The sequence below is a fragment of the Bacillus sp. SD127 genome (genome assembly GCF_058566445.1).
On sequence record NZ_CP191226.1, the window covers coordinates 4,100,001 to 4,124,141 of the forward strand.

Below are 24,141 nucleotides of genomic sequence, written 5' to 3' on the forward strand. Positions count from 1 at the left end.
CAGGTCATAAGGGGCATGATGATTTGACGTCATCCCCACCTTCCTCCGGTTTGTCACCGGCAGTCACCTTAGAGTGCCCAACTGAATGCTGGCAACTAAGATCAAGGGTTGCGCTCGTTGCGGGACTTAACCCAACATCTCACGACACGAGCTGACGACAACCATGCACCACCTGTCACTCTGCCCCCGAAGGGGACGTCCTATCTCTAGGATTGTCAGAGGATGTCAAGACCTGGTAAGGTTCTTCGCGTTGCTTCGAATTAAACCACATGCTCCACCGCTTGTGCGGGCCCCCGTCAATTCCTTTGAGTTTCAGTCTTGCGACCGTACTCCCCAGGCGGAGTGCTTAATGCGTTAGCTGCAGCACTAAGGGGCGGAAACCCCCTAACACTTAGCACTCATCGTTTACGGCGTGGACTACCAGGGTATCTAATCCTGTTCGCTCCCCACGCTTTCGCTCCTCAGCGTCAGTTACAGACCAGAGAGTCGCCTTCGCCACTGGTGTTCCTCCACATCTCTACGCATTTCACCGCTACACGTGGAATTCCACTCTCCTCTTCTGCACTCAAGTTCCCCAGTTTCCAATGACCCTCCCCGGTTGAGCCGGGGGCTTTCACATCAGACTTAAGGAACCGCCTGCGAGCCCTTTACGCCCAATAATTCCGGACAACGCTTGCCACCTACGTATTACCGCGGCTGCTGGCACGTAGTTAGCCGTGGCTTTCTGGTTAAGTACCGTCAAGGTACCGCCCTATTCGAACGGTACTTGTTCTTCCCTAACAACAGAGCTTTACGATCCGAAAACCTTCATCACTCACGCGGCGTTGCTCCGTCAGACTTTCGTCCATTGCGGAAGATTCCCTACTGCTGCCTCCCGTAGGAGTCTGGGCCGTGTCTCAGTCCCAGTGTGGCCGATCACCCTCTCAGGTCGGCTACGCATCGTTGCCTTGGTGAGCCATTACCTCACCAACTAGCTAATGCGCCGCGGGTCCATCTGTAAGTGGTAGCCGAAGCCACCTTTTATGTTTGAACCATGCGGTTCAAACAAGCATCCGGTATTAGCCCCGGTTTCCCGGAGTTATCCCAGTCTTACAGGCAGGTTACCCACGTGTTACTCACCCGTCCGCCGCTAACATCAGGGAGCAAGCTCCCATCTGTCCGCTCGACTTGCATGTATTAGGCACGCCGCCAGCGTTCGTCCTGAGCCAGGATCAAACTCTCCGATAAAGTAGTTTGACTGACTACGCACATTGCTGTGCGATTTATATTAAAACTTGAATTAACAGGTACGTTTTGTCTTGTTTAGTTTTCAAAGATCATTTTGTTACCGCTTTGTTAAAGCAACTTTATTAGTATACAATGTCGCTTTTTCAAAGTCAACAACATTTTTTAAATCTTTTTTTGGTGGAGCCTAGCGGGATCGAACCGCTGACCTCCTGCGTGCAAAGCAGGCGCTCTCCCAGCTGAGCTAAGGCCCCGTAAAAATGGTCGGGAAGACAGGATTCGAACCTGCGACCCCATGGTCCCAAACCATGTGCTCTACCAAGCTGAGCTACTTCCCGATTTCCCATATTGATAAAATATATGGCGCGCCCGAGAGGAGTCGAACCCCTAACCTTTTGATCCGTAGTCAAACGCTCTATCCAATTGAGCTACGGGCGCATTTTCACTTGTATCAACATCCCGTTGGGATGAAAAAATGGAGCGGAAGACGGGATTCGAACCCGCGACCCCCACCTTGGCAAGGTGGTGTTCTACCACTGAACTACTTCCGCATATCGCAATAAAAAAAGCTTTCTCCTTTTTGAGAAACCTTGGTAAGAGTAATGCATTTAAATAAAGCTTCCAAGCGGGCTCGAACCGCTGACCTCTTCCTTACCATGGAAGTGCTCTACCTGCTGAGCTATGGAAGCAATGGCTCCGCAGGTAGGATTCGAACCTACGACCGATCGGTTAACAGCCGATAGCTCTACCACTGAGCTACTGCGGAATGATATAAGCTTCATAAACAAACATGGTAGAAATAGATAAAACTGCTTGGCGGCGTCCTACTCTCACAGGGGGAAACCCCCGACTACCATCGGCGCTGAAGAGCTTAACTTCCGTGTTCGGCATGGGAACGGGTGTGACCTCTTCGCTATCGCCACCAAACAATTGAGAGTGTTCTCTCAAAACTAGATAACAGGTGTGACATCATTAGAAATTAGGTTAAGTCCTCGATCGATTAGTATCTGTCAGCTCCATGTGTCGCCACACTTCCACCTCAGACCTATCAACCTGATCATCTTTCAGGGATCTTACTTCCTTGCGGAATGGGAAATCTCATCTTGAGGGGGGCTTCATGCTTAGATGCTTTCAGCACTTATCCCGTCCGCACATAGCTACCCAGCGATGCCCTTGGCAGAACAACTGGTACACCAGCGGTGCGTCCATCCCGGTCCTCTCGTACTAAGGACAGCTCCTCTCAAATTTCCTGCGCCCGCGACGGATAGGGACCGAACTGTCTCACGACGTTCTGAACCCAGCTCGCGTACCGCTTTAATGGGCGAACAGCCCAACCCTTGGGACCGACTACAGCCCCAGGATGCGATGAGCCGACATCGAGGTGCCAAACCTCCCCGTCGATGTGGACTCTTGGGGGAGATAAGCCTGTTATCCCCGGGGTAGCTTTTATCCGTTGAGCGATGGCCCTTCCATGCGGAACCACCGGATCACTAAGCCCGACTTTCGTCCCTGCTCGACTTGTAGGTCTCGCAGTCAAGCTCCCTTGTGCCTTTACACTCTGCGAATGATTTCCAACCATTCTGAGGGAACCTTTGGGCGCCTCCGTTACCTTTTAGGAGGCGACCGCCCCAGTCAAACTGCCCACCTGACACTGTCTCCCCGCCCGATAAGGGCGGCGGGTTAGAAGGTCAATACAGCCAGGGTAGTATCCCACCGATGCCTCCACCGAAGCTGGCGCTCCGGTTTCCAAGGCTCCTACCTATCCTGTACAAGCTGTACCAACATTCAATATCAGGCTGCAGTAAAGCTCCACGGGGTCTTTCCGTCCTGTCGCGGGTAACCTGCATCTTCACAGGTACTATAATTTCACCGAGTCTCTCGTTGAGACAGTGCCCAGATCGTTGCGCCTTTCGTGCGGGTCGGAACTTACCCGACAAGGAATTTCGCTACCTTAGGACCGTTATAGTTACGGCCGCCGTTTACTGGGGCTTCAATTCGCACCTTCGCTTACGCTAAGCGCTCCTCTTAACCTTCCAGCACCGGGCAGGCGTCAGCCCCTATACTTCGCCTTACGGCTTCGCAGAGACCTGTGTTTTTGCTAAACAGTCGCCTGGGCCTATTCACTGCGGCTCTCTCGGGCTTGCACCCTAACAGAGCACCCCTTCTCCCGAAGTTACGGGGTCATTTTGCCGAGTTCCTTAACGAGAGTTCTCTCGATCACCTTAGGATTCTCTCCTCGCCTACCTGTGTCGGTTTGCGGTACGGGCACCTCTCACCTCGCTAGAGGCTTTTCTTGGCAGTGTGGAATCAGGAACTTCGCTACTAAATTTCGCTCGCCATCACAGCTCAGCCTTATGGGAAACGGATTTGCCTATTTCCCAGCCTAACTGCTTGGACGCGGATATCCAATACCGCGCTTACCCTATCCTCCTGCGTCCCCCCATTGCTCAAATGGTGAGGAGGTGGTACAGGAATATCAACCTGTTGTCCATCGCCTACGCCTTTCGGCCTCGGCTTAGGTCCCGACTAACCCTGAGCGGACGAGCCTTCCTCAGGAAACCTTAGGCATTCGGTGGAGGGGATTCTCACCCCTCTTTCGCTACTCATACCGGCATTCTCACTTCTAAGCGCTCCACCAGTCCTTCCGGTCTGGCTTCACAGCCCTTAGAACGCTCTCCTACCACTGTTCGAAGAACAGTCCGCAGCTTCGGTGATACGTTTAGCCCCGGTACATTTTCGGCGCAGAGTCACTCGACCAGTGAGCTATTACGCACTCTTTAAATGGTGGCTGCTTCTAAGCCAACATCCTGGTTGTCTAAGCAACTCCACATCCTTTTCCACTTAACGTATACTTTGGGACCTTAGCTGGCGGTCTGGGCTGTTTCCCTTTCGACTACGGATCTTATCACTCGCAGTCTGACTCCCAAGGATAAGTCATTGGCATTCGGAGTTTGACTGAATTCGGTAACCCGGTAGGGGCCCCTAGTCCAATCAGTGCTCTACCTCCAAGACTCTTACCTTGAGGCTAGCCCTAAAGCTATTTCGGAGAGAACCAGCTATCTCCAGGTTCGATTGGCATTTCACCCCTACCCACACCTCATCCCCGCACTTTTCAACGTGCGTGGGTTCGGGCCTCCATTCAGTGTTACCTGAACTTCACCCTGGACATGGGTAGATCACCTGGTTTCGGGTCTACGACCACGTACTCATGCGCCCTATTCAGACTCGCTTTCGCTGCGGCTCCGCATCTTCTGCTTAACCTTGCACGGGATCGTAACTCGCCGGTTCATTCTACAAAAGGCACGCCATCACCCATTAACGGGCTCTGACTACTTGTAGGCACACGGTTTCAGGATCTCTTTCACTCCCCTTCCGGGGTGCTTTTCACCTTTCCCTCACGGTACTGGTTCACTATCGGTCACTAGGGAGTATTTAGCCTTGGGAGATGGTCCTCCCGGATTCCGACGGAATTTCACGTGTTCCGCCGTACTCAGGATCCACTCTGGAGAGAACGAAGTTTTGACTACAGGGCTGTTACCTCCTATGGCGGGCCTTTCCAGACCTCTTCATCTACCTCGTTCCTTTGTAACTCCGTATAGAGTGTCCTACAACCCCAAGAGGCAAGCCTCTTGGTTTGGGCTAATCCCGTTTCGCTCGCCGCTACTCAGGGAATCGCATTTGCTTTCTCTTCCTCCGGGTACTTAGATGTTTCAGTTCCCCGGGTCTGCCTTCTCATATCCTATGAATTCAGATATGGATACCACTCCATTACGAGTGGTGGGTTTCCCCATTCGGAAATCTCCGGATCAAAGCTTGCTTACAGCTCCCCGAAGCATATCGGTGTTCGTCCCGTCCTTCATCGGCTCCTAGTGCCAAGGCATCCACCGTGCGCCCTTTCTAACTTAACCGTTAAAAAGAATCACTATGTGATATCTTGTGTTACTAATTGAATGTGATGTCTACTGTTATCTAGTTTTCAAAGAACACGTTTCGAAGGAATGATCCTTCAAAACTAAACAAGACAGGGAACGTTCTGTTTATAAGACCCAAGGTCTTATATTCCGTAAATATCCTTAGAAAGGAGGTGATCCAGCCGCACCTTCCGATACGGCTACCTTGTTACGACTTCACCCCAATCATCTGTCCCACCTTCGGCGGCTGGCTCCATAAAGGTTACCTCACCGACTTCGGGTGTTACAAACTCTCGTGGTGTGACGGGCGGTGTGTACAAGGCCCGGGAACGTATTCACCGCGGCATGCTGATCCGCGATTACTAGCGATTCCAGCTTCACGCAGTCGAGTTGCAGACTGCGATCCGAACTGAGAACAGATTTGTGGGATTGGCTTAACCTCGCGGTTTCGCTGCCCTTTGTTCTGTCCATTGTAGCACGTGTGTAGCCCAGGTCATAAGGGGCATGATGATTTGACGTCATCCCCACCTTCCTCCGGTTTGTCACCGGCAGTCACCTTAGAGTGCCCAACTGAATGCTGGCAACTAAGATCAAGGGTTGCGCTCGTTGCGGGACTTAACCCAACATCTCACGACACGAGCTGACGACAACCATGCACCACCTGTCACTCTGCCCCCGAAGGGGACGTCCTATCTCTAGGATTGTCAGAGGATGTCAAGACCTGGTAAGGTTCTTCGCGTTGCTTCGAATTAAACCACATGCTCCACCGCTTGTGCGGGCCCCCGTCAATTCCTTTGAGTTTCAGTCTTGCGACCGTACTCCCCAGGCGGAGTGCTTAATGCGTTAGCTGCAGCACTAAGGGGCGGAAACCCCCTAACACTTAGCACTCATCGTTTACGGCGTGGACTACCAGGGTATCTAATCCTGTTCGCTCCCCACGCTTTCGCTCCTCAGCGTCAGTTACAGACCAGAGAGTCGCCTTCGCCACTGGTGTTCCTCCACATCTCTACGCATTTCACCGCTACACGTGGAATTCCACTCTCCTCTTCTGCACTCAAGTTCCCCAGTTTCCAATGACCCTCCCCGGTTGAGCCGGGGGCTTTCACATCAGACTTAAGGAACCGCCTGCGAGCCCTTTACGCCCAATAATTCCGGACAACGCTTGCCACCTACGTATTACCGCGGCTGCTGGCACGTAGTTAGCCGTGGCTTTCTGGTTAGGTACCGTCAAGGTACCGTCCTATTCGAACGGTACTTGTTCTTCCCTAACAACAGAGCTTTACGATCCGAAAACCTTCATCACTCACGCGGCGTTGCTCCGTCAGACTTTCGTCCATTGCGGAAGATTCCCTACTGCTGCCTCCCGTAGGAGTCTGGGCCGTGTCTCAGTCCCAGTGTGGCCGATCACCCTCTCAGGTCGGCTACGCATCGTTGCCTTGGTGAGCCATTACCTCACCAACTAGCTAATGCGCCGCGGGTCCATCTGTAAGTGGTAGCCGAAGCCACCTTTTATGTTTGAACCATGCGGTTCAAACAAGCATCCGGTATTAGCCCCGGTTTCCCGGAGTTATCCCAGTCTTACAGGCAGGTTACCCACGTGTTACTCACCCGTCCGCCGCTAACATCAGGGAGCAAGCTCCCATCTGTCCGCTCGACTTGCATGTATTAGGCACGCCGCCAGCGTTCGTCCTGAGCCAGGATCAAACTCTCCGATAAAGTAGTTTGACTGACTACGCACATCGCTGTGCGATTTATATTAAAACTTGAATTAACAGGTACGTTTTGTCTTGTTTAGTTTTCAAAGATCATTTATGCCGCTTAACGAAGCAGCTTTATTACTATAACATCCAGCTTCTTTTAAGTCAACACCTTTTTAAAAGGTTAATGAAGCTTTTATTTGTTGTCAGCTGTTCATCAGCGACGAATAATAATATAACACGGATATTATCAAATGGTCAATAACTAATTTAATCTGTTTTAAAGAGACTTTTTATCAGTTATATTCGTTTGGCCAGGCACATAAGATGTAACACAAGAAAGATGGACAAGATAAGGAGGCATCATCAGTGAATCACTTCTATGTGTGGCACATAAAACGCGTTAAACAATTTATCATTATACTTATCGCCGCATTTGCTGCAGCCAGCTTTTTTTATATCCAAAGAGCTGTCCCGCTCCCTGTGTTTTCGACTGACAGCGGACCGAAAGCCATTTATAAAGGAGAAACAGATTCAAAAGACATTGCTCTTACCTTTGATATCAGCTGGGGCGATGAGAAAGCCGAGCCTATTCTTAATACCCTGAAAACCAACGGCATCAAAAACGCGACGTTTTTTCTTTCCGCTTCTTGGGCCGAGCGCCACCCGGACACGGTGGCTCGCATTGTAAAGGACGGCCATCAAATAGGAAGTATGGGTTATGCTTATAAAAACTATGCCAATCTAGAGGATAGTGAAATAAAAAAGGACATTAACCGTGCGCGGACTGCCTTTGAAAAATTAGGAATCAAAGACATACGGCTCCTAAGACCTCCTACCGGTCAGTTCAATAAAAATGTCCTATCAATCGCAAAGCAGTATAACTATACAGTCGTTCACTATAGTGTGAACTCCCATGACTGGACGAATCCAGGCGTTGAAAAAATCGTCGATAATGTAAACCGTCAAGTTTCAGGAGGAGACATTATTCTTTTACACGCCTCAGACTCAGCTAAACAAACAGAAGAGGCCCTGCCTGAGATTATCCATCATATGAGAGAAAAAGGTTTAAAAAATGTCAATGTGGGAGATCTCATTGCAAACACAGATGCTAAATCCGCCGAAGTAAAATAAATTATTTCGCTGCAAACTTCGGCAGCATCAGCAATTGAAAAGCATTACACGCCATTAACGGAAAGAGCATTAAGTAAAGCCAGTCCTCATCATTTACTCTGAGCGCAGGAAACCATTCCAATGCAGTGATCACAACCATTAAAAATAAAGATGACACAAACGTTTTCTTTGAGGACTGCTTTTGTTTTATATAAGCGGTAAGCAAACCGAAGATCAATAAAAATAACGGCAGCCAAGCATAGCCAGCCATTGACTCTCCTCTATCTCCGAAAAATAAAAACCGCACGTACATTAAATCAAAAGCGACAAACAGGATGAAAAACAGCTGCAATAAATTCCATAATGATGAAGATCTTAATATTTCGAGTGCAAACCGGTGAACTGTTAAAAACACGAAAAAACCCATTTGACTGATGACACTAAAAATCATGCCGACACCGATAAACCAAAATAAAACAGAGAAAATCTGGCCCGCTTCAAAATTCAGAAACAGCTCCTTATATCCCCCCCATTTTAAAGCAAAACCCACAACACTTGTGACAACCGCTCCGACAGCTAAAATAGAAAAGAAAAAACGAACTAAGCCACGGCTTTTCATTTCTTTATTCAACCCCTCAAAAATCGCAGATCGCGATATTTTGTTATGTATAATTCCAACCGGATGAATCATATTAAAAGTAAGATAAGTATGTGAAAGGAGCTTAAGCATGTCAAAAGCCAAAACGCTATTGATGGGCTGTTTTTTGATATTATCTGTAACAGCTTGCGCTCCAAAAGACCAAGCAGCGGATATGGATTATGATCAGACCAAAAAAATGGTTGTTGATATATTAAAAACAGATGATGGAAAGAAAGCAATTAAGGAATTATTAAACGATGATGCGATGAATGAAGCACTGGTGATTGATCAGGATGCCATTAAAGGAACAATAGAAAAAACACTCACCTCTAAAAAAGGTGCGGATTTTTGGAAAAACATCTTTGAAGACACTGAATTTGCGGAAAGCTTTGCTAAAACCCTTCAAACAGAGCATGAAAAAGTAATTAAAAAGCTGATGAAGGATCCGGATTACCAGAAAATGCTGATGAGTGTTATGCAGGACCCGGGAATGAATAAAAAATACAGCGAACTGGCAAAAAGCCAAGAATTCCGCAGTTATTTAGAACAAGTAATTACCGAGACACTTTCTAGTCCGCTTTACAAAAAACAGTTCGAAGATGAGCTGAAAAAAGCAGCAGCAGAAACCGCTAAAGAAGGTGAGTAAAGGGAAGCCGGGATCAAAAAATCCCGGTTCGCCTTTTTATATTTGCACTTCCATTTTTTCAACGACTTTTTTTGCAATGTCATGATATATTTCACCGATTGAATGGCTTTCGTCATAAACAGACGGAGCAAATTGGTCTTTATCCCAATCAGGCTGTTTTAACGGTATTCTGCCGAGCAAAGGCACTTTAAGCTCCTCAGCAAGTTTATCTCCGCCGCCTTTGCCAAAGACATATTCTCTTTCCCCGGTCTTTGCACTTTCATAATAAGCCATGTTCTCTATGACGCCAACGACCTCATGATCTGTTTTAATAGCCATAGACCCTGCTCTGGCCGCAACAAAGGCTGCAGTCGGGTGCGGCGTTGATACGATAATTTCTTTACTGCTCGGAAGCATCGTATGTACATCAAGTGCGACGTCCCCTGTTCCAGGCGGAAGATCGAGAACGATATAGTCTACTTCTCCCCATTCTACTTCGTGGAAAAAGTTGTTGAGCATCTTGCCCAGCATTGGCCCTCTCCAGACGACAGGAGCATTTTCTTCAACGAAGAAACCCATCGACATGACCTTTACACCGAAGCGTTCAACAGGAAGCAGTTTGTCTCCTTCAATTGTTGGACGCACTGTAATGCCCATCATATCCGGCACACTAAAGCCGTAGATATCCGCGTCAATTAAACCGACCTTTTTCCCAAGCCGAGCCAGAGAAATAGCAAGGTTCACTGACACAGTTGATTTGCCTACTCCGCCTTTTCCGCTCGCTACAGCAAGGAAAACCGGCGGGTTATCCATATTTAACAATGTTTTGTTCTCTGTTGACGGCGCCCGAAATTTCGCAACTGTTTCTTCAGGCAGCTCTTCAAATCGAAGGCCTACCGTCTCAGCGCCTGCCCCTTTTAAGACATTTACGATTTCTTGCTGAACCTGCATTTGTTCTGCTGTTCCGGTTTTTGCAAGAGCCACTTTTACACTGACATGCCGTTTTTCAGGCTTTATTTTTACTTCCTTAACGGCATCCAATTCTCCCAGAGGTCTTTGAAGAAAAGGTTCGCGCATTTCACCGACTAGTTTTCTTACTTCATCTTCTCTTATCATCGAACCTCACCCTTTTGTGTATTCGTTTACAAACATTATTATATCATACATAAACAGCAGGTGTCTTTTGCTTAGAACCATGAGAAAACCCTCCTTTACTCCGGAGGGTCGCCTTTTTCTGTAATGTATCTCAATATTCCTTTATATATGGAAGATGCCACTTTGTCCTGATATTTCGGTTTCCCCAGCATCTTTGCTTCTCCAGGATTGGATAAAAAACCGACTTCCACAAGCGCACCTGGTTTTGTGACGTTTTGCATTAAGTAAATACCATGAATTCTCTTTGCTTTTCGGGTTGTATTCTCCAGGTTTGTTCTCAACTCATCCTGAATGTATTTTGCAATTTTCTCGTTTTCCTCGTATTTTCCGTAATAAAAGCTTTGGGCTCCGCTCCATTTTTGTGACGGGATCGCATTAAGATGAATGCTAAGGTAGAGCTCAGCCTCTGAATTGTTAATTAAGTTCACTCGCTGTCTTAAGTCTTCCGCTTTTCGTTTACTATAGCCTCTTGTCCCTTCAGGAGCTAGATCGGTGTCACTTTCTCTAGTCATAATCACTAAGGCCCCTTGTTCCTGAAGATAATCCCTGACTCTGAAAGCCACTTCCAGAGTTATATCCTTCTCTAACAGCTTGCCGCCCACTGCCCCTCCATCAGGCCCGCCATGACCTGGATCAAGATAAATAATTTTCCCGCTCAAAGGCAGACTCCACGGATTCCAAGAATCGTTATTGCTGAATTGATACTTGAATAGAAACAGTAATACGATGAAGCCTAGCATAAAACTGAGCCATTTAAGCTTTTTCCTCATCCCTTCCCCTCCCGCTTGTCCGTTATTACATAAGTATGGGACAGGGTCGGGAAATATGATTAACGCATGCGAAGCTTACATTGTTTTTCTCTTTGGACAAACCCTTCTGTCCACCAGTCTTTGATGAATTTTCGTGCAGCTTCATAAACTGTGTTTTTATCAAACGTTGCGTATTGCTCATGTGTCCAATGATAAAGGTATTCAAAAAACTCCATACGAAGCTCTTCTTCTTCCCTTGCAGAGCGGGCACTAACACTTTGCATAGATTCTCCATAATACCCGAAAACCCCGAAACGCCCGCCTAACAAATAAGCTTCTATCGCAAAATCAATACAGCCTTCACTAATAACGTCCCTTTCATCCTGCAAAAATGGAAATAATGGAGTAAGACATGCCTTTACAGACTGAATGATTTGTCTAAGTGAGAGTTCTTTGAGCAAGTTTTTTTCTAATTCAAAATCCTTTTGGCGTTTCACATCCATAAAAGACAGTACCTCTGCCATACAAATTCACTCTCCTTTTACCGATTATTTTGAGGTTTGGGAGGTGAAACCATGCCCAAATTCGGTTGGAAATTCGCCCAAATGAAGGTGTCGATAACTTGAACATATTAAAAAGAGTGTAAAAAAAGCAGCTTTCCGCGGGGTGGGGAACGTATGTTTGTTCACAAAAGCAGAGGCAGCACAATAATAAAAGGCAGCTCCCTCTAATAGGTCGCTGCCTTCATACTTTAATGCTTCTTGTTGCAGAATATGTATTAATGTATTGATCCAATACAAAACCGCCTTTATCTTCATAAAAACCAGTGACAATAAAACCGGCATCGAGCTGTCCCTTAATTTGGTCTTCTAAGGAATGCCCGAATTCCAGAGCTTCATTATTTTCAATCAGGTTTTTCACCTTATGTTTTGGAAGATCTTCTGAGTCGGCGTATGGAATAGAGTGCTTTACTTTTAAAACGCCCTGCTCTTCTAATTCAATGTCAAACAGAAAAACAACTGGATTAACAAATCCTGAAATTAAAACGCCATTTCTTTTCAGCACGCGGTGCGCCTCTTTCCAAACCGGCAGGATATCTTCAACAAAAACATTGGCAACTGGATGTACGATGAAATCAAATGATTCATCTTCAAATTGACTGAGATCATCCATACTTCCTTTCACGGTGCGTATGGTCAAGCCGTCGCGATCAGCAACCATTCTGTCCTGTCCCAGCTGCTGTTCTGAGTTATCTAAGACGGTGACATCCGCTCCGGCTGCCGCTAAAACCGGGGCCTGCTGTCCGCCTCCTGAAGCCAAACAAAGCACCTTCAAGCCTTTTACAGGAGGAAACCAATCCTTTGGCACATTTTTAATAGGTGTTAACCTTATATCCCAATTCCCTTTTTTCGCTTGTTCAATGACATGCCGCTCTACAGCAACAGTCCATTCATTGCCTGTCTCTACTTTTTGATCCCAGGCTTTGCTATTATGATCTACTAACGCATTCATGAATCGTTCTCCTTACTTTAATGTTTAGAGTATAACAAATATTTCTAGATTGATACCGCTTTCCCTTTGCATATTCGGAAAAAAATTCATAAAACCGCAATAAATTAACAAAGGAGATATGTGATTTTATTGCTAGTGATTATAATATCACTTTTTCAAATCAAATTAATGACAAAGCACTTGATGCCGGCATTACGCTTTTCATTGCCCTATGGCATTTGAACACTTATGTAAGACTCACTTCAGCACTAGACGTTTCTTTCTGCGATGCGAATTGGTATTTGAACGGTTCCGTGTTTCCAAAAACGAGTTGAAAATCCTTCAATTTGTGATAACAAACCATTTTAGCGAATAAATGCGTATGCCATTTGCAAAGGACGTTTGAATGGAGCACGCAGATGCGCTCTATTTATCTAGATGCAGATACACCAGTCATAGAATAGCATGCGCTTGAATTTACAGGGGCTCAAGATAGATCATTGAAGCATTGAATTGAAAGGTGACATATTTTGTGCTGGAGCGGAGGTTAAACTATTCGAAACCTTGTGAGAAAGACCGGCATTTAAAGACGATCGTTTTATAAAGCAAAAAAAGGATGCCTGTTTAATCGCTTCTGCTTTAATTCTTAAAAGAAAATAAAAAAAGCCCCCAACCCATGGTTGAGAGCTTTGAAACGTAAAATTAACGTTTTGAGAACTGAGGTGCACGACGAGCGCCTTTAAGACCGTATTTTTTACGTTCTTTCATACGAGCGTCACGAGTCAGAAGACCTGCACGTTTAAGTGTTGCACGGTATTCTGGATCTGCTTCAAGCAAAGCACGAGCGATACCATGACGGATTGCTCCAGCTTGACCAGATAAGCCGCCTCCATGTACGTTTACTAAAACATCATAAGTGCCAGCTGTTTCAGTCAAAGTTAATGGTTGTTTGATATCTTCGATTAGAGCTGGAGATGGGATGTGCTCGCTGATTTCACGATTATTAACGACGATACGACCTTCTCCTGGAACTAAGCGCACACGCGCTACAGAGCTTTTACGACGGCCAGTACCGTAATATTGAACCTGTGCCAAATTGGTAACCTCCTTTTTAATTAACCGCGAAGTTCGTAAACTTCAGGTTTTTGTGCTTCATGTGGATGCTCAGAACCACGGTATACGTTCAATTTTTTGAACATTTGACGACCTAGAGAACCTTTTGGAAGCATGCCTTTGATAGCAAGCTCAAGCATTTTCTCAGGGTAGTTTGTACGCATTTCAAGAGCAGTTCTTGATTTTAATCCGCCTGGATGTTGAGTGTGACGGTAGTAGATTTTGTCAGTTAACTTTTTACCAGTTAACTCGATTTTTTCAGCGTTGATGATGATCACATGATCTCCAGTATCAACGTGTGGTGTGTAAGTTGGTTTGTGTTTTCCGCGAAGGATAGCTGCAACTTCTGAAGAAAGACGACCTAAAGTCTTGCCAGCAGCATCAACAACTAACCACTTGCGTTCAATAGTACTTGCGTTAGCCATAGGTGTTGTACGCATTGAATTTCCCTCCTAAATGATCTGTCATTTTCAATAAACTTCGATTACGTTCTATTTCACAACACAATAAGTTCCGGGGCTTATCGTGGGGTTGAAATACATACCATATGATATCTTATAACTTTATGCAGACTCTGTCAAGAAAATATTATACACCTGGTTTAGTTGTCATAGTAAACGTTCCATAAGTACAGTCCGTGTCCCGGTGCTGTGCGCCCTGCTGCTTCGCGGTCCTTCGCTTCCAGCATGGATTTCACATCATCAGGAGAAATTTTTCCAATACCTGCATCCAGCAAAGTACCTGCAATAATTCTGACCATATTATATAGGAAACCGCTGCCTGTGATCCGCATTTGCAGGCCGTCATCAGTCTCAGTCCAATCGAGTTCGTAAATCGTTCTCACTTTGTCCTGCACTTCCGTTTTAGCCGCACAAAAGCTTGTAAAATCATGTGTTCCTACAAGATGCTTTGCCGCTTCTCTCATGTTCTGCACATTGAGGCGATATGAAAAATGGTAAGCGTAATGCCGTTTAAATACGTCCGGGTGTTTCTCCGTGTATACAAAGTAGCGATATTCCTTTTTAACTGCGCTAAATCGTGCATGGAACCCATCATCCGCAATTTCTGCCGTTTTGACTGCAATATCATCCGGAAGCAGTGCATTTAAAGCATATGGCCATCTCTCAGCCGGAATAGAGAGCGGTGTATCAAAATGAATCACCTGTCCGGCTGCATGAACCCCGCTGTCCGTCCTTCCAGAGGAAACGACCGGGATTCTGTCTTTTGACTTATGCAGGACAGCCAGCGCCTTCTCCAGCTCATCCTGAACCGTTCTTTTACCCGGCTGTACTTGATATCCTTTAAACAAATGTCCGTCATAAGAAATCGTGCATTTCAGTCTCATAAAGCACCTCTAAGCCCTTAAGAAAAATAACAGAGCAGCCAATATGAACAAGCTGACGATGACAGAAGTATCCTTTGCCGTCCATACAAGCTTTCTGTATTTAGTGCGTCCCTCTCCGCCTTGATAGCCTCTTGCTTCCATTGCAACCGCAAGCTCTTCAGCACGCTTAAACGCACTGACAAAGAGTGGGACTAGCAGCGGCACAATTGCCTTCACTCTGTCTTTAAGCGGTCCGCTTGTAAAATCAACGCCTCTCGCCATCTGAGCCTTCATAATCTTATCTGTCTCCTCCATCAAGGTTGGGATAAACCGTAAAGAGATCGACATCATAAGAGCCAGCTCATGAACAGGAAGCTTCAATTTTTTAAATGGGTTGAGCAGCTGTTCCATCCCATCGGTAATCTCAATAGGTGTTGTTGTCAGCGTTAATAGAGTTGTCATTAAAATCAGATAGACGAACCTAAGGGAAATGAAGATCCCTTGTACCAAACCGCCCTCATAGATCTTGAAAAAGCCAAGTTCAAAAATGATCGGCCCTTCATGTGTCATGATAATATGAAGCAGGAACGTAAAAAGAACAATCCAAATGATCGGCTTTAGCCCTTTCATCAAAAAGGAAAAAGGAACTCTTGTTAAGGAAACAACGCCTGCTGTAAATAAACCAACCACCGCATATGTCTGCACATTATTGGCCAGGAAAACGATACAGACAAACAAAAAGATCGTAACCAATTTTGTTCTTGGATCAAGCCGGTGCACAAGCGAAGAACCCGGCACATACTTGCCGATAATCATGCTGTCCATCATAAGGTTTTTCCCCCCTGAAAAAGAGCACGGATTTCAGCAGCGGCATCTTCTATTGTGAGCAGAGGTTCTTTAAATTTGATACCAAGTGCGGCTTCCAGCTGTCTTTGGAATTTAATCGTTTCCGGAAGGTCCAGCCCCCAGCCGGCCATTTCTTCCCCTTTTAAGAACAAGTCTCGCGGACTGCCTGATGCCTGGATAGTTCCTTTATGCATCACGATCATTTCATCAGCATAGGCAGCCGCATCCTCCATGCTGTGGGTGACAAGAATTGTCGTCAGGTTTCCCCGTTGGTGGAGCTCATAAAACATGTCCATGATCTCTTTTCGCCCTCTTGGATCCAGCCCTGCTGTCGGCTCATCGAGAACAAGCACTTCAGGATCCATCGCAAGCACCCCGGCAATTGCAACCCTGCGCATTTGTCCTCCGCTTAATTCAAAAGGTGATCTGTCCAGAAGCTCTTCAGATAAACCTACAAGCTTCAGCATCTCTCTCGCTTTTTGTTCAGCGTCTTCCTTTTTCACACCAAAGTTCATCGGTCCAAATGAAATATCTTTAAGAACTGTTTCTTCGAATAATTGATGTTCGGGGAATTGGAAAACGATTCCGACTTTTTTTCGGAGGGATTTAAGCTCTTTATTCTTTTTTCCTGCCTGTATAACAGTACTGCCTAATGAAATATGCCCCTTTGTAGGCTTCAGGAGACCATTCAGGTGCTGAAGAAGAGTGGACTTACCGGAGCCTGTATGCCCTATTACGGCCACATAGCTGCCTTCCTTAATCGATGCATTGATATCATACAGGGCAAGGCGCTCAAACGGCGTCTTTATCTGATAGCGATGCTCTACATCTTTGATTGTAATGTCCATAGCTCGTTCACCAGCCCTTCCTGAGTCAAATGATTTTCTTCCAAAGCCAGTCCATTTTCTCTTAAGAGCTGGCTGAGCTGGAATGAGAAGGGTAAATCAAGCCCGATTCGAACAAGTTCCTTATTCAATTTAAAAATTTCTTCAGGCGTACCCTCGGCATATTTCTTACCGCCATTCATGACAATGATTCTGTCAGCTTTTGCTGCCTCATTCAGATCATGTGTAATCGAGATGACAGTTGCCATGCCTTGCTCTTTTAAATGTCTTACCGTTTCAAGCACTTCTTCTCGCCCGATCGGGTCAAGCATGGATGTTGCTTCATCTAAGATAATAATATCAGGACGTGCGGCAATAATCCCTGCTATCGCAACTCTCTGCTTTTGGCCTCCGGAGAGATGGTGCGGCTCTTGATCAAGAAAATCCTGCATGTTGACCTGTTTGACAGCCCAATCTACTCTCTCAATCATTTCTTCCCGCGGTACACCATTGTTTTCTAAACCAAAAGCCACATCATCGCGAACTGTCGTTCCGACAAATTGGTTATCCGGATTTTGAAAGACCATTCCAATCTTCTTACGCACTTCCCACACTGACTCCTCTGTCAGTTGAATTCCAGCAACCTTTATGTCGCCTGATTCAGGAAGGATTAAACCATTCAATGCCCGGGCCAGTGTTGATTTCCCTGAACCGTTATGACCTACAATTGCAAGCCATTCACCCTCATACACCTGCAGGGAGACGCCATCTAGTGCTCGTCTTTCTGCGTCTTTCCGATATCGAAAAACGATATCCTCTACCGATATCAACTGATTTTGATTCACGGACAACCGGCCTCCTCTCAGCTCATACTCTGCTTGTCTCTCTATTGAAAAAGTTGCAGTATCTAAAAAAAGGGCATAGATCCAGTTAGAAACTGTCCCGCCCTTCTTTAGATACACAAAAATATGTGATTAAACCAATTCGATAATTGCCATTGGTGCTCCGTCACCACGGCGAGGACCAAGCTTCATAATACGTGTGTATCCACCTTGGCGCTCCTCGTAACGAGTTGCAATGTCAGAGAATAATTTTTGAAGTGCATCTTGGTTATTTTCTTCGTTAGCAACCTCGTTGCGGATGTATGCAGCAGCTTGACGGCGAGCGTGAAGATCACCGCGTTTGCCAAGCGTGATCATTTTTTCAACTACAGAGCGAAGTTCTTTCGCACGTGTTTCAGTTGTTTCGATTCTTTCGTTGATGATCAAATCAGTTGTAAGATCACGAAGCATAGCCTTACGCTGTGCACTCGTACGTCCTAGTTTTCTGTATGACATGTGATGTCCCCTCCTTTATTGGAATGCTTTTTCTGAATTATAAACACACGAAAATCCTAGTTCACAAGGGAAACTAGTCAATCGTCTTTGCGAAGTCCGAGTCCAAGTTCTTCTAGTTTCGCTTTCACTTCTTCAAGTGATTTACGTCCTAGATTACGAACTTTCATCATATCTTCTTCCGTCTTGTTCGCAAGCTCTTGAACCGTGTTGATACCCGCACGCTTTAAGCAGTTGTAAGAACGAACAGAAAGATCCAATTCTTCAATCGTCATTTCAAGAACTTTCTCTTTTTGATCTTCTTCTTTTTCAACCATGATTTCAGCATGCTGAGCTTCGTCAGTTAAACCAACGAATATATTAAGGTGTTCAGTTAAAATCTTTGAACCAAGCGCAATCGCTTCTTTAGGTCCAGTGCTTCCATCAGTCCAAACATCAAGTGTAAGTTTGTCATAGTTTGCAACCTGGCCTACACGAGTGTTCTCTACTTGATAAGATACACGAGAAACTGGCGTATAGATTGAATCGATCGGAATCACGCCGATAGGCTGATCGTCTCTTTTGTTTGCGTCAGCAGGCGTATACCCACGTCCTCTTTGAGCAGTAAGGCGAACTCGGAAACTCGCATTCTCACCAAGAGTCGCGATATGGAGATCAGGATTTAAGATCTCTACATCACTATCGTGTGTAATATCAGCTGCTGTTACAGTTCCATCACCCTGTACATCAATTTCTAGCGTCTTCTCTTCATCAGAGTAGATTTTCAATGCAAGCTTTTTAATGTTTAAGATAATCGTTGTAACATCTTCCACAACGCCTTCAATTGTCGAGAATTCGTGCAGTACACCATCTATCTGGATTGATGTTACAGCGGCACCAGGGAGTGAGGATAAGAGGATACGACGTAAGGAGTTACCCAGAGTTGTACCATATCCACGCTCAAGTGGCTCTACGACAAACTTACCAAATTTGGCATCGTCGCTGATTTCAACCGTTTCGATTTTTGGTTTTTCAATCTCGATCATTACTTAAAACCCTCCTTCAAAACGTCGAAACCTCGAATAGAATCATATGAGATTCCATCCGAAATTCCCCATTGTTTAGTCCCGTATGTGCTCAGGCAACGAGTCGGTGCATTCGTTTAATAAATAACTGTATCATAACCCATTATTGACAGGGACACAAAATCTATACAAACAAATTACACGCGGCGACGTTTTGGTGGACGGCATCCGTTATGAGGAACAGGAGTTACGTCTCTGATAGCAGTGACTTCTAATCCAGCAGCTTGAAGCGCACGGATAGCAGCTTCACGACCTGAACCAGGGCCTTTTACAGTAACCTCAAGAGTTTTAAGTCCATGTTCGATTGAACCTTTAGCAGCTGTTTCTGCAGCCATTTGTGCAGCAAAAGGAGTAGATTTACGAGAACCTCTGAATCCTAGAGCTCCGGCACTAGACCAAGAAAGAGCATTACCATGAGTGTCAGTGATCGTAACGATCGTGTTATTGAAAGTTGAACGAATATGAGCAATTCCAGACTCAATATTCTTTTTCACGCGACGTTTACGCGTGTTAGATTTACGAGCAGCAGCCATTGTTTAGGTACCTCCCTTACTTATTTTTTCTTGTTAGCTACAGTACGACGCGGACCTTTACGAGTACGCGCATTGTTTTTAGAGTTTTGTCCGCGAACAGGCAAACCTCTGCGATGACGGATTCCGCGGTAGCTTCCGATTTCGATCAGACGCTTAATGTTAAGAGAAACTTCACGGCGAAGGTCACCTTCTACTTTCAGTTTGTCAATAACATCACGGATTTTACCAAGTTCTTCTTCAGTAAGATCACGCACACGAGTATCTTCTGAAACACCAGCCTCTTTCAAGACTTGCTGAGCCGTTGTGCGGCCAATTCCGAAGACATATGTTAAAGAAATAACAACACGTTTGTCACGTGGGATATCTACACCAGCAATACGAGCCATTCTCTGGGCACCTCCTTATAAATTATCCTTGTTTTTGTTTATGCTTTGGATTTTCACAGATCACCATTACTTTTCCTTTTCTGCGAATAACTTTACATTTTTCGCAGATTGGTTTAACTGATGGTCTCACTTTCATGTGTTTCCAACCTCCTTCAGTTTCCGGAGTGCTTTATTTGTAACGGTACGTAATCCTGCCACGAGTTAAGTCATATGGAGATAATTCTACCGTAACTTTGTCTCCAGGTAAAATGCGAATGAAGTGCATGCGGATTTTACCAGATACGTGAGCCAAAACAGTGTGTCCATTTTCGAGTTCAACTTTGAACATCGCGTTTGGCAATGTTTCGACTATCGTACCTTCCACTTCAATTACATCGTCTTTCGCCATTCAAGTGTTCTCCCTTCTTCAAATCAGTAACTTGCTTTCTGACAAATTTCAAAAGAGAAAATCTCAGTTTTCCGTTTGTCACACGCCCTGTTTCGTTTATACTGTTCTGAACTTCCGGAGATACGCAATCATAAAGGGTTAAATGATTGATATTCTATTTCTTAGGAGAATGAAATGTACGCTTTTCTCCGTCTGCTATTAGTACATGATGATTACAATTCCACCGACAACGGCAAGATGAATTCGTTCCTGCCAATGTTAAACCGAACCTTCTGCCCTATCAAGCCGGAAAAACATCTGCCTTCGGAATGATGTCATCATCTAGACTTTTGTCAGTATATCAAAACCCGTTTCCGTAATCGCAATTGTATGTTCAAAATGAGCACACTTTTTCCCATCTACCGTTACAACCGTCCAGTTATCAGCCAAAGTTTTCACATAGCGGCTGCCAGCGTTCACCATAGGTTCAATAGCGAGAACCATGCCAGGTTTAAGCCGTGGTCCTTTGTTGGGCGGACCGTAATGAGGAATTTGCGGGTCCTCATGCAAGTCTTGACCAACACCATGTCCGACATACTCCCTAACAACTGAAAACTGCTCATTTTCGACATACGTTTGTATTGCGTGGGAAATATTCGACAAACGTTCACCTGGTTTTGCTTCCTGCAAGCCTTTATATAAAGATTCCTCTGTCACTTCCAGAAGTTTTTTATCATCATCACTGATGTTTCCTACCGGATATGTCCATGCAGAGTCACCATGATAACCATTTAATTTAGCACCGATATCAATACTGATGATGTCACCGTCACGCAGCACCCTGCTGCCAGGAATGCCGTGAACGAGCTCTTCATTCACTGATACGCAAATGCTCCCGCGAAACCCATTATAACCCTTAAAAGATGGGATTGCACCCTGCTTCTTAATAAAACGTTCGGCAATTTGATCCAATTCTTTTGTCGAGATTCCTGGTTTAATGTGCTTTTTTAACTCTTCGTGAGTCAAAGCCACGATTCGCCCTGCTTCCCGCATGATACCAAGTTCACGTGGGGTTTTACAGATAATCATTTTTTTAATCCTCCAAGAAGATCCTTCACATCTGCATAAACATCTTGAATGTCCTGCTGGCCATTCACGTTTACAAGATAACCTTTCTCAGAATAGAAATCGAGTAAAGGCTGAGTCTGCTTCATGTTTACCTCAAGCCGTTTAGAGACTGTTTCCTCATTATCATCTGCCCGTTGATAGAGTTCGCCTCCGTCTTTATCACAAACACCCGGCGTTTTCGGCGGATTAAAGACTAAATGATAGGTTGTGCCGCAAACACTGCAAATTCTGCGTCCAGTCAGACGTTCCATTAAAGAATCTTTATCAACTTTAATGTTAATGACATAATCAATCGGCTTGCCGTATTCTTCAAGAATTTCTTCAAGAGCTTCGGCTTGAGCGACTGTTCGCGGAAATCCGTCCAGAAGAAAACCTCTTTCACAATCATCTTTGCCAAGTCTTTCTTTGACAATTCCAATTGTGACTTCATCAGGTACGAGCTCTCCCTTATCAATATAAGATTTTGCTTCGAGTCCGAGTGATGTTTCCTCTTTCATAGCAGCACGGAACATATCTCCTGTTGAGATGTGAGGTATTCCATAATCCTCAACAATTCGTTCGCCCTGTGTACCTTTACCGGCACCAGGAAGCCCCATTAAGACTAAGTTCATTCGGATTTCCCCCGTCCTCTCTTAATTAAGAGGGAATGGATAAATCCATTTCCTCTAGTTTTTCATAAATCCACGGTAGTTTCGTTTCACCAACTGGCTTTCTAGTTGTTTCATTGTCTCCAAGGCTACCCCGACAACAATTAACAAAGATGTTCCGCCAATTTGTGCACTTTGAGGCAATCCAGCGAATTGAATGAAAAAGATAGGAAGAATGGAAATCACGGCTAAGAATAAAGCACCCACAAACGTAAGTCGATACAAAATGCTCGTAATTCTATCTTGAGTCATTTTCCCTGGACGAACCCCCGGGATATAGCCACCCTGTTTTTTAAGGTTATCAGCCATTTGTTCAGGATTAACCTGGACAAAAGCATAAAAGTACGTAAAGGCAATAATTAACGCAACATATATAGTCATCCCCACCGGATGTGTATTGTCAAAGTTGGCTTGAATCCACTTTGTCACATCGTTTGTTCCAAAGAATGACGCGATCGTACGCGGTGTTATTAAAAACGCAACCGCAAAGATTACTGGAATAACACCGGCAGGATTCACTTTCAATGGAAGGTGAGTAGACTGACCTCCGCCAGCAGGTGAACGACCTGTGCCTTTAGCATATTGAATCGCAATTTTCCGTACAGCTTGCTGAATGAAAATAACTCCAACAATAACTGCTAAAATCGCAATCACAAGAAGAGCGACTTTCACAATATGAATAAACAGCTGATCGTTGCTGCCGACAAATTGAGTCTCATATATTTGTCCAACCGTTTTCGGAATACTAGACACAATCCCCGCGAAGATAATGATCGATATTCCGTTGCCTACTCCATGAGATGTGATTTGTTCTCCAAGCCACATTAAAAAGGCAGTTCCGCCAGTGAGTACTAAAGCGATGATCAGATATGTGGATACGCCGGATTTTTCAATCAGCAATCCGTTAGCCAAATTGTTAAATCCGTATGACATACCCAACGCTTGGATAAATCCAAGGACAATCGTAAAGTATCTTGTGAACTGAGCCAATTTACGGCGGCCGACTTCACCCTGCTTAGACCACTCAGTAAACTTCGGCACAACATCCATCTGAAGCAGCTGGATGATGATTGAAGCTGTGATGTAAGGAGTAATCCCCATTGCGAAAATAGAGAATTGGTAAAGCGCACCGCCGCCAAATGTATTAAGAAGATCAAATACTCCCATTTGAGACTGTGCCTGTAACACATCAGCGTTAACATACGGCACAGGAATAAACGCACCTATGCGAAAGACGATAAGCATGAGTAAAGTGAATATGATTTTATTCCGGATATCACTCACACGCATAAAGTTGGAGATTGTTTTAAACAAGTTAGATCACCTCAGCTGTACCGCCAGCAGCTTCAACAGCTTCTTTCGCAGAAGCAGAGAATTTATTGGCTTTTACAGTTAATTTTTTCTCTAATTTACCGTTGCCAAGAATCTTTACTCCTGCATTAAGTTTGCTTATAACACCAGTCTCAAGAAGAAGTTCAGGAGTGACTTCCGTTCCTTCTGCAAAACCGTTCAATTTGTCTAGGTTGACTACAGCGTATTCCTTACGGTTAATGTTAGTAAAACCGCGTTTAGGAAGACGTTGGAATAAAGGCATTTGTCCCCCCTCGAACCCTGGGCGTACACCGCCGCCAGAACGAGCGTTTTGACCTTTGTGACCTTTACCAGCTGTTTTACCGTTGCCAGAACCAATACCACGACCTACGCGATTACGCGTTTTGCGTGAACCTTCTGAAGGTTTTAATTCATGAAGTTTCATTAGGACACCTCCTTATCCGATCAATTATTTTTATTGTTCTTTAACAGAAACTAAATGAGATACTTTATTAATCATACCACGAATCGCAGCGTTGTCTTCATGAACAACAGTTTGGTTTGTTTTCTTTAAACCAAGTGTTCTCACAGTAACGCGTTGATCTTCCGGGCGACCGATTACACTTCGTTTGAGGGTAATTTCTAATTTAGCCATTAAT

At 45.1% G+C, this 24,141-nt stretch carries 24 protein-coding genes, 6 tRNA genes, 4 rRNA genes and 1 pseudogene (1 of these 35 cut by a window edge); 2 read left to right on the top strand and 33 right to left on the bottom strand.

Annotated elements, in window-relative coordinates:
- The 10 genes from ACQVGS_RS21175 to ACQVGS_RS21220 all read right to left on the bottom strand — a co-directional run.
- Positions 1 to 1,227, bottom strand: a 16S ribosomal RNA gene (locus tag ACQVGS_RS21175); it reaches 323 nt to the left of the window's first position.
- Positions 1,228 to 1,402: 175 nt separating this feature from the next.
- A tRNA-Ala gene (locus tag ACQVGS_RS21180) sits at positions 1,403 to 1,478 on the bottom strand.
- A 7-nt stretch (positions 1,479 to 1,485) separates the two neighbouring features.
- A tRNA-Pro gene (locus ACQVGS_RS21185) sits at positions 1,486 to 1,562 on the bottom strand.
- Between the two features lie 23 nt (positions 1,563 to 1,585).
- A tRNA-Arg gene (locus ACQVGS_RS21190) sits at positions 1,586 to 1,662 on the bottom strand.
- A gap of 38 nt (positions 1,663 to 1,700) precedes the next feature.
- A tRNA-Gly gene (locus ACQVGS_RS21195) sits at positions 1,701 to 1,775 on the bottom strand.
- 65 nt (positions 1,776 to 1,840) lie between these two features.
- A tRNA-Thr gene (locus ACQVGS_RS21200) sits at positions 1,841 to 1,913 on the bottom strand.
- Positions 1,914 to 1,915: 2 nt separating this feature from the next.
- A tRNA-Asn gene (locus ACQVGS_RS21205) sits at positions 1,916 to 1,990 on the bottom strand.
- A 45-nt stretch (positions 1,991 to 2,035) separates the two neighbouring features.
- Positions 2,036 to 2,151 (bottom strand): 5S ribosomal RNA (rrf, locus tag ACQVGS_RS21210).
- 53 nt (positions 2,152 to 2,204) lie between these two features.
- Positions 2,205 to 5,132: ribosomal RNA gene (locus tag ACQVGS_RS21215) — 23S ribosomal RNA — on the bottom strand.
- Between the two features lie 169 nt (positions 5,133 to 5,301).
- Positions 5,302 to 6,851: ribosomal RNA gene (locus ACQVGS_RS21220) — 16S ribosomal RNA — on the bottom strand.
- Together the 16S, 23S and 5S rRNA genes with 6 tRNA genes alongside form the textbook arrangement of a ribosomal RNA operon.
- Before the next feature lie 350 nt (positions 6,852 to 7,201).
- Here ACQVGS_RS21220 and pdaB point away from each other — a divergent pair.
- Positions 7,202 to 7,966 (top strand): polysaccharide deacetylase family sporulation protein PdaB, encoded by a 765-nt coding sequence (gene pdaB / locus ACQVGS_RS21225; protein ID WP_101861377.1) that lies wholly within the window; start codon positions 7,202 to 7,204, stop codon positions 7,964 to 7,966.
- 1 nt (position 7,967) lies between these two features.
- Here the strand turns inward: pdaB and kbaA are convergent, their stop codons facing one another.
- Positions 7,968 to 8,564, bottom strand: a complete 597-nt coding sequence (gene kbaA / locus ACQVGS_RS21230; RefSeq protein WP_044153392.1) for a KinB-signaling pathway activation protein — start codon at positions 8,562 to 8,564, stop codon at positions 7,968 to 7,970.
- A 109-nt stretch (positions 8,565 to 8,673) separates the two neighbouring features.
- On the opposite strand from kbaA, the gene gerD reads away from it, so the two are divergent.
- A complete protein-coding gene (gene gerD, locus ACQVGS_RS21235; protein WP_010332792.1) occupies positions 8,674 to 9,231 on the top strand; it encodes a spore germination lipoprotein GerD in 558 nt (185 codons plus the stop codon).
- 36 nt (positions 9,232 to 9,267) lie between these two features.
- On the opposite strand, the gene salA is transcribed toward gerD, so the two are convergent.
- The 22 genes and pseudogenes from salA to rpmD all read right to left on the bottom strand — a co-directional run bounded on the left by salA (position 9,268) and on the right by rpmD (position 24,137).
- Positions 9,268 to 10,326 (bottom strand): iron-sulfur carrier protein/transcriptional regulator SalA, encoded by a 1,059-nt coding sequence (salA, locus tag ACQVGS_RS21240; RefSeq protein WP_127696151.1) that lies wholly within the window; start codon positions 10,324 to 10,326, stop codon positions 9,268 to 9,270.
- A 95-nt stretch (positions 10,327 to 10,421) separates the two neighbouring features.
- Positions 10,422 to 11,135 (bottom strand): N-acetylmuramoyl-L-alanine amidase CwlD, encoded by a 714-nt coding sequence (gene cwlD, locus ACQVGS_RS21245; RefSeq protein ID WP_151174697.1) that lies wholly within the window; start codon positions 11,133 to 11,135, stop codon positions 10,422 to 10,424.
- Positions 11,136 to 11,194: 59 nt separating this feature from the next.
- Positions 11,195 to 11,638 (bottom strand): YbaK family protein, encoded by a 444-nt coding sequence (locus tag ACQVGS_RS21250; RefSeq protein ID WP_044153396.1) that lies wholly within the window; start codon positions 11,636 to 11,638, stop codon positions 11,195 to 11,197.
- 220 nt (positions 11,639 to 11,858) lie between these two features.
- Positions 11,859 to 12,626, bottom strand: a complete 768-nt coding sequence (locus tag ACQVGS_RS21255; RefSeq protein ID WP_101864932.1) for a class I SAM-dependent methyltransferase — start codon at positions 12,624 to 12,626, stop codon at positions 11,859 to 11,861.
- A 681-nt stretch (positions 12,627 to 13,307) separates the two neighbouring features.
- Positions 13,308 to 13,700: a 30S ribosomal protein S9 gene (rpsI, locus tag ACQVGS_RS21260; protein WP_003225846.1), complete on the bottom strand. Its 393-nt coding sequence runs from the start codon at positions 13,698 to 13,700 to the stop codon at positions 13,308 to 13,310.
- Between the two features lie 20 nt (positions 13,701 to 13,720).
- Positions 13,721 to 14,158 (bottom strand): 50S ribosomal protein L13, encoded by a 438-nt coding sequence (gene rplM / locus ACQVGS_RS21265; protein WP_003241966.1) that lies wholly within the window; start codon positions 14,156 to 14,158, stop codon positions 13,721 to 13,723.
- A gap of 161 nt (positions 14,159 to 14,319) precedes the next feature.
- Positions 14,320 to 15,063 (bottom strand): tRNA pseudouridine(38-40) synthase TruA, encoded by a 744-nt coding sequence (gene truA, locus ACQVGS_RS21270; RefSeq protein WP_095714780.1) that lies wholly within the window; start codon positions 15,061 to 15,063, stop codon positions 14,320 to 14,322.
- A 9-nt stretch (positions 15,064 to 15,072) separates the two neighbouring features.
- Positions 15,073 to 15,870, bottom strand: a complete 798-nt coding sequence (locus ACQVGS_RS21275; protein ID WP_127696154.1) for an energy-coupling factor transporter transmembrane component T family protein — start codon at positions 15,868 to 15,870, stop codon at positions 15,073 to 15,075.
- Positions 15,867 to 16,736, bottom strand: a complete 870-nt coding sequence (locus tag ACQVGS_RS21280) for an energy-coupling factor ABC transporter ATP-binding protein (protein ID WP_095714782.1) — start codon at positions 16,734 to 16,736, stop codon at positions 15,867 to 15,869. The genes ACQVGS_RS21275 and ACQVGS_RS21280 overlap by 4 nt, the downstream gene beginning before the upstream one ends.
- Positions 16,712 to 17,557: an energy-coupling factor ABC transporter ATP-binding protein gene (locus ACQVGS_RS21285; protein WP_095714783.1), complete on the bottom strand. Its 846-nt coding sequence runs from the start codon at positions 17,555 to 17,557 to the stop codon at positions 16,712 to 16,714. Before ACQVGS_RS21285 ends, ACQVGS_RS21280 begins: the two co-directional genes overlap by 25 nt.
- Before the next feature lie 129 nt (positions 17,558 to 17,686).
- Positions 17,687 to 18,049: a 50S ribosomal protein L17 gene (rplQ, locus tag ACQVGS_RS21290; RefSeq protein WP_003225836.1), complete on the bottom strand. Its 363-nt coding sequence runs from the start codon at positions 18,047 to 18,049 to the stop codon at positions 17,687 to 17,689.
- Between the two features lie 77 nt (positions 18,050 to 18,126).
- Positions 18,127 to 19,071, bottom strand: coding sequence for a DNA-directed RNA polymerase subunit alpha (locus ACQVGS_RS21295; RefSeq protein ID WP_010332783.1), 945 nt, complete (start codon positions 19,069 to 19,071; stop codon positions 18,127 to 18,129).
- A 176-nt stretch (positions 19,072 to 19,247) separates the two neighbouring features.
- On the bottom strand, positions 19,248 to 19,643 hold the full coding sequence (gene rpsK / locus ACQVGS_RS21300) for a 30S ribosomal protein S11 (RefSeq protein ID WP_010332782.1): 396 nt from the start codon (positions 19,641 to 19,643) through the stop codon (positions 19,248 to 19,250).
- 20 nt (positions 19,644 to 19,663) lie between these two features.
- Positions 19,664 to 20,029, bottom strand: a complete 366-nt coding sequence (rpsM, locus tag ACQVGS_RS21305) for a 30S ribosomal protein S13 (protein WP_003156545.1) — start codon at positions 20,027 to 20,029, stop codon at positions 19,664 to 19,666.
- Positions 20,030 to 20,051: 22 nt separating this feature from the next.
- Positions 20,052 to 20,165 carry a 50S ribosomal protein L36 gene (rpmJ, locus tag ACQVGS_RS21310; RefSeq protein ID WP_003156543.1) on the bottom strand — a complete coding sequence of 38 codons (114 nt, stop codon included), beginning with the start codon at positions 20,163 to 20,165 and terminating at the stop codon, positions 20,052 to 20,054.
- 33 nt (positions 20,166 to 20,198) lie between these two features.
- Positions 20,199 to 20,417, bottom strand: a complete 219-nt coding sequence (infA, locus tag ACQVGS_RS21315) for a translation initiation factor IF-1 (protein ID WP_003156508.1) — start codon at positions 20,415 to 20,417, stop codon at positions 20,199 to 20,201.
- Positions 20,395 to 20,674 (bottom strand): annotated as a pseudogene (locus tag ACQVGS_RS21320) (KOW domain-containing RNA-binding protein). Before ACQVGS_RS21320 ends, infA begins: the two are co-directional and overlap by 23 nt.
- A 64-nt stretch (positions 20,675 to 20,738) precedes the next feature.
- Positions 20,739 to 21,485, bottom strand: a complete 747-nt coding sequence (gene map / locus ACQVGS_RS21325; RefSeq protein WP_044153406.1) for a type I methionyl aminopeptidase — start codon at positions 21,483 to 21,485, stop codon at positions 20,739 to 20,741.
- Positions 21,482 to 22,135, bottom strand: a complete 654-nt coding sequence (locus tag ACQVGS_RS21330) for an adenylate kinase (protein ID WP_010332780.1) — start codon at positions 22,133 to 22,135, stop codon at positions 21,482 to 21,484. Before ACQVGS_RS21330 ends, map begins: the two co-directional genes overlap by 4 nt.
- A gap of 54 nt (positions 22,136 to 22,189) precedes the next feature.
- On the bottom strand, positions 22,190 to 23,485 hold the full coding sequence (gene secY / locus ACQVGS_RS21335) for a preprotein translocase subunit SecY (protein WP_044153408.1): 1,296 nt from the start codon (positions 23,483 to 23,485) through the stop codon (positions 22,190 to 22,192).
- Between the two features lies 1 nt (position 23,486).
- The gene (gene rplO, locus ACQVGS_RS21340; protein WP_003225819.1) at positions 23,487 to 23,927 is read right to left on the bottom strand and encodes a 50S ribosomal protein L15; all 441 of its coding nucleotides are present in this window, start codon (positions 23,925 to 23,927) and stop codon (positions 23,487 to 23,489) included.
- A gap of 30 nt (positions 23,928 to 23,957) precedes the next feature.
- Positions 23,958 to 24,137: a 50S ribosomal protein L30 gene (gene rpmD, locus ACQVGS_RS21345; RefSeq protein ID WP_003156497.1), complete on the bottom strand. Its 180-nt coding sequence runs from the start codon at positions 24,135 to 24,137 to the stop codon at positions 23,958 to 23,960.
- Positions 24,138 to 24,141 lie beyond the last annotated feature (4 nt).

Excerpts from the sequence above, each read along its gene's own strand:
- kbaA (WP_044153392.1), bottom strand. The coding sequence starts at position 8,564 with ATGAAAAGCCGTGGCTTAGTTCGTTTTTTCTTTTCTATTTTAGCTGTC.
- gerD (WP_010332792.1), top strand. The coding sequence starts at position 8,674 with ATGTCAAAAGCCAAAACGCTATTGATGGGCTGTTTTTTGATATTATCT.
- salA (WP_127696151.1), bottom strand. The coding sequence starts at position 10,326 with ATGATAAGAGAAGATGAAGTAAGAAAACTAGTCGGTGAAATGCGCGAA.
- cwlD (WP_151174697.1), bottom strand. The coding sequence starts at position 11,135 with ATGAGGAAAAAGCTTAAATGGCTCAGTTTTATGCTAGGCTTCATCGTA.
- ACQVGS_RS21250 (WP_044153396.1), bottom strand. The coding sequence starts at position 11,638 with ATGGCAGAGGTACTGTCTTTTATGGATGTGAAACGCCAAAAGGATTTT.
- ACQVGS_RS21255 (WP_101864932.1), bottom strand. The coding sequence starts at position 12,626 with ATGAATGCGTTAGTAGATCATAATAGCAAAGCCTGGGATCAAAAAGTA.
- rplM (WP_003241966.1), bottom strand. The coding sequence starts at position 14,158 with ATGCGTACAACACCTATGGCTAACGCAAGTACTATTGAACGCAAGTGG.
- truA (WP_095714780.1), bottom strand. The coding sequence starts at position 15,063 with ATGAGACTGAAATGCACGATTTCTTATGACGGACATTTGTTTAAAGGA.
- ACQVGS_RS21275 (WP_127696154.1), bottom strand. The coding sequence starts at position 15,870 with ATGATGGACAGCATGATTATCGGCAAGTATGTGCCGGGTTCTTCGCTT.
- ACQVGS_RS21280 (WP_095714782.1), bottom strand. The coding sequence starts at position 16,736 with ATGGACATTACAATCAAAGATGTAGAGCATCGCTATCAGATAAAGACG.
- rplQ (WP_003225836.1), bottom strand. The coding sequence starts at position 18,049 with ATGTCATACAGAAAACTAGGACGTACGAGTGCACAGCGTAAGGCTATG.
- ACQVGS_RS21295 (WP_010332783.1), bottom strand. The coding sequence starts at position 19,071 with ATGATCGAGATTGAAAAACCAAAAATCGAAACGGTTGAAATCAGCGAC.
- rpsK (WP_010332782.1), bottom strand. The coding sequence starts at position 19,643 with ATGGCTGCTGCTCGTAAATCTAACACGCGTAAACGTCGCGTGAAAAAG.
- rpsM (WP_003156545.1), bottom strand. The coding sequence starts at position 20,029 with ATGGCTCGTATTGCTGGTGTAGATATCCCACGTGACAAACGTGTTGTT.
- rpmJ (WP_003156543.1), bottom strand. The coding sequence starts at position 20,165 with ATGAAAGTGAGACCATCAGTTAAACCAATCTGCGAAAAATGTAAAGTT.
- infA (WP_003156508.1), bottom strand. The coding sequence starts at position 20,417 with ATGGCGAAAGACGATGTAATTGAAGTGGAAGGTACGATAGTCGAAACA.
- map (WP_044153406.1), bottom strand. The coding sequence starts at position 21,485 with ATGATTATCTGTAAAACCCCACGTGAACTTGGTATCATGCGGGAAGCA.
- ACQVGS_RS21330 (WP_010332780.1), bottom strand. The coding sequence starts at position 22,135 with ATGAACTTAGTCTTAATGGGGCTTCCTGGTGCCGGTAAAGGTACACAG.
- rplO (WP_003225819.1), bottom strand. The coding sequence starts at position 23,927 with ATGAAACTTCATGAATTAAAACCTTCAGAAGGTTCACGCAAAACGCGT.
- rpmD (WP_003156497.1), bottom strand. The coding sequence starts at position 24,137 with ATGGCTAAATTAGAAATTACCCTCAAACGAAGTGTAATCGGTCGCCCG.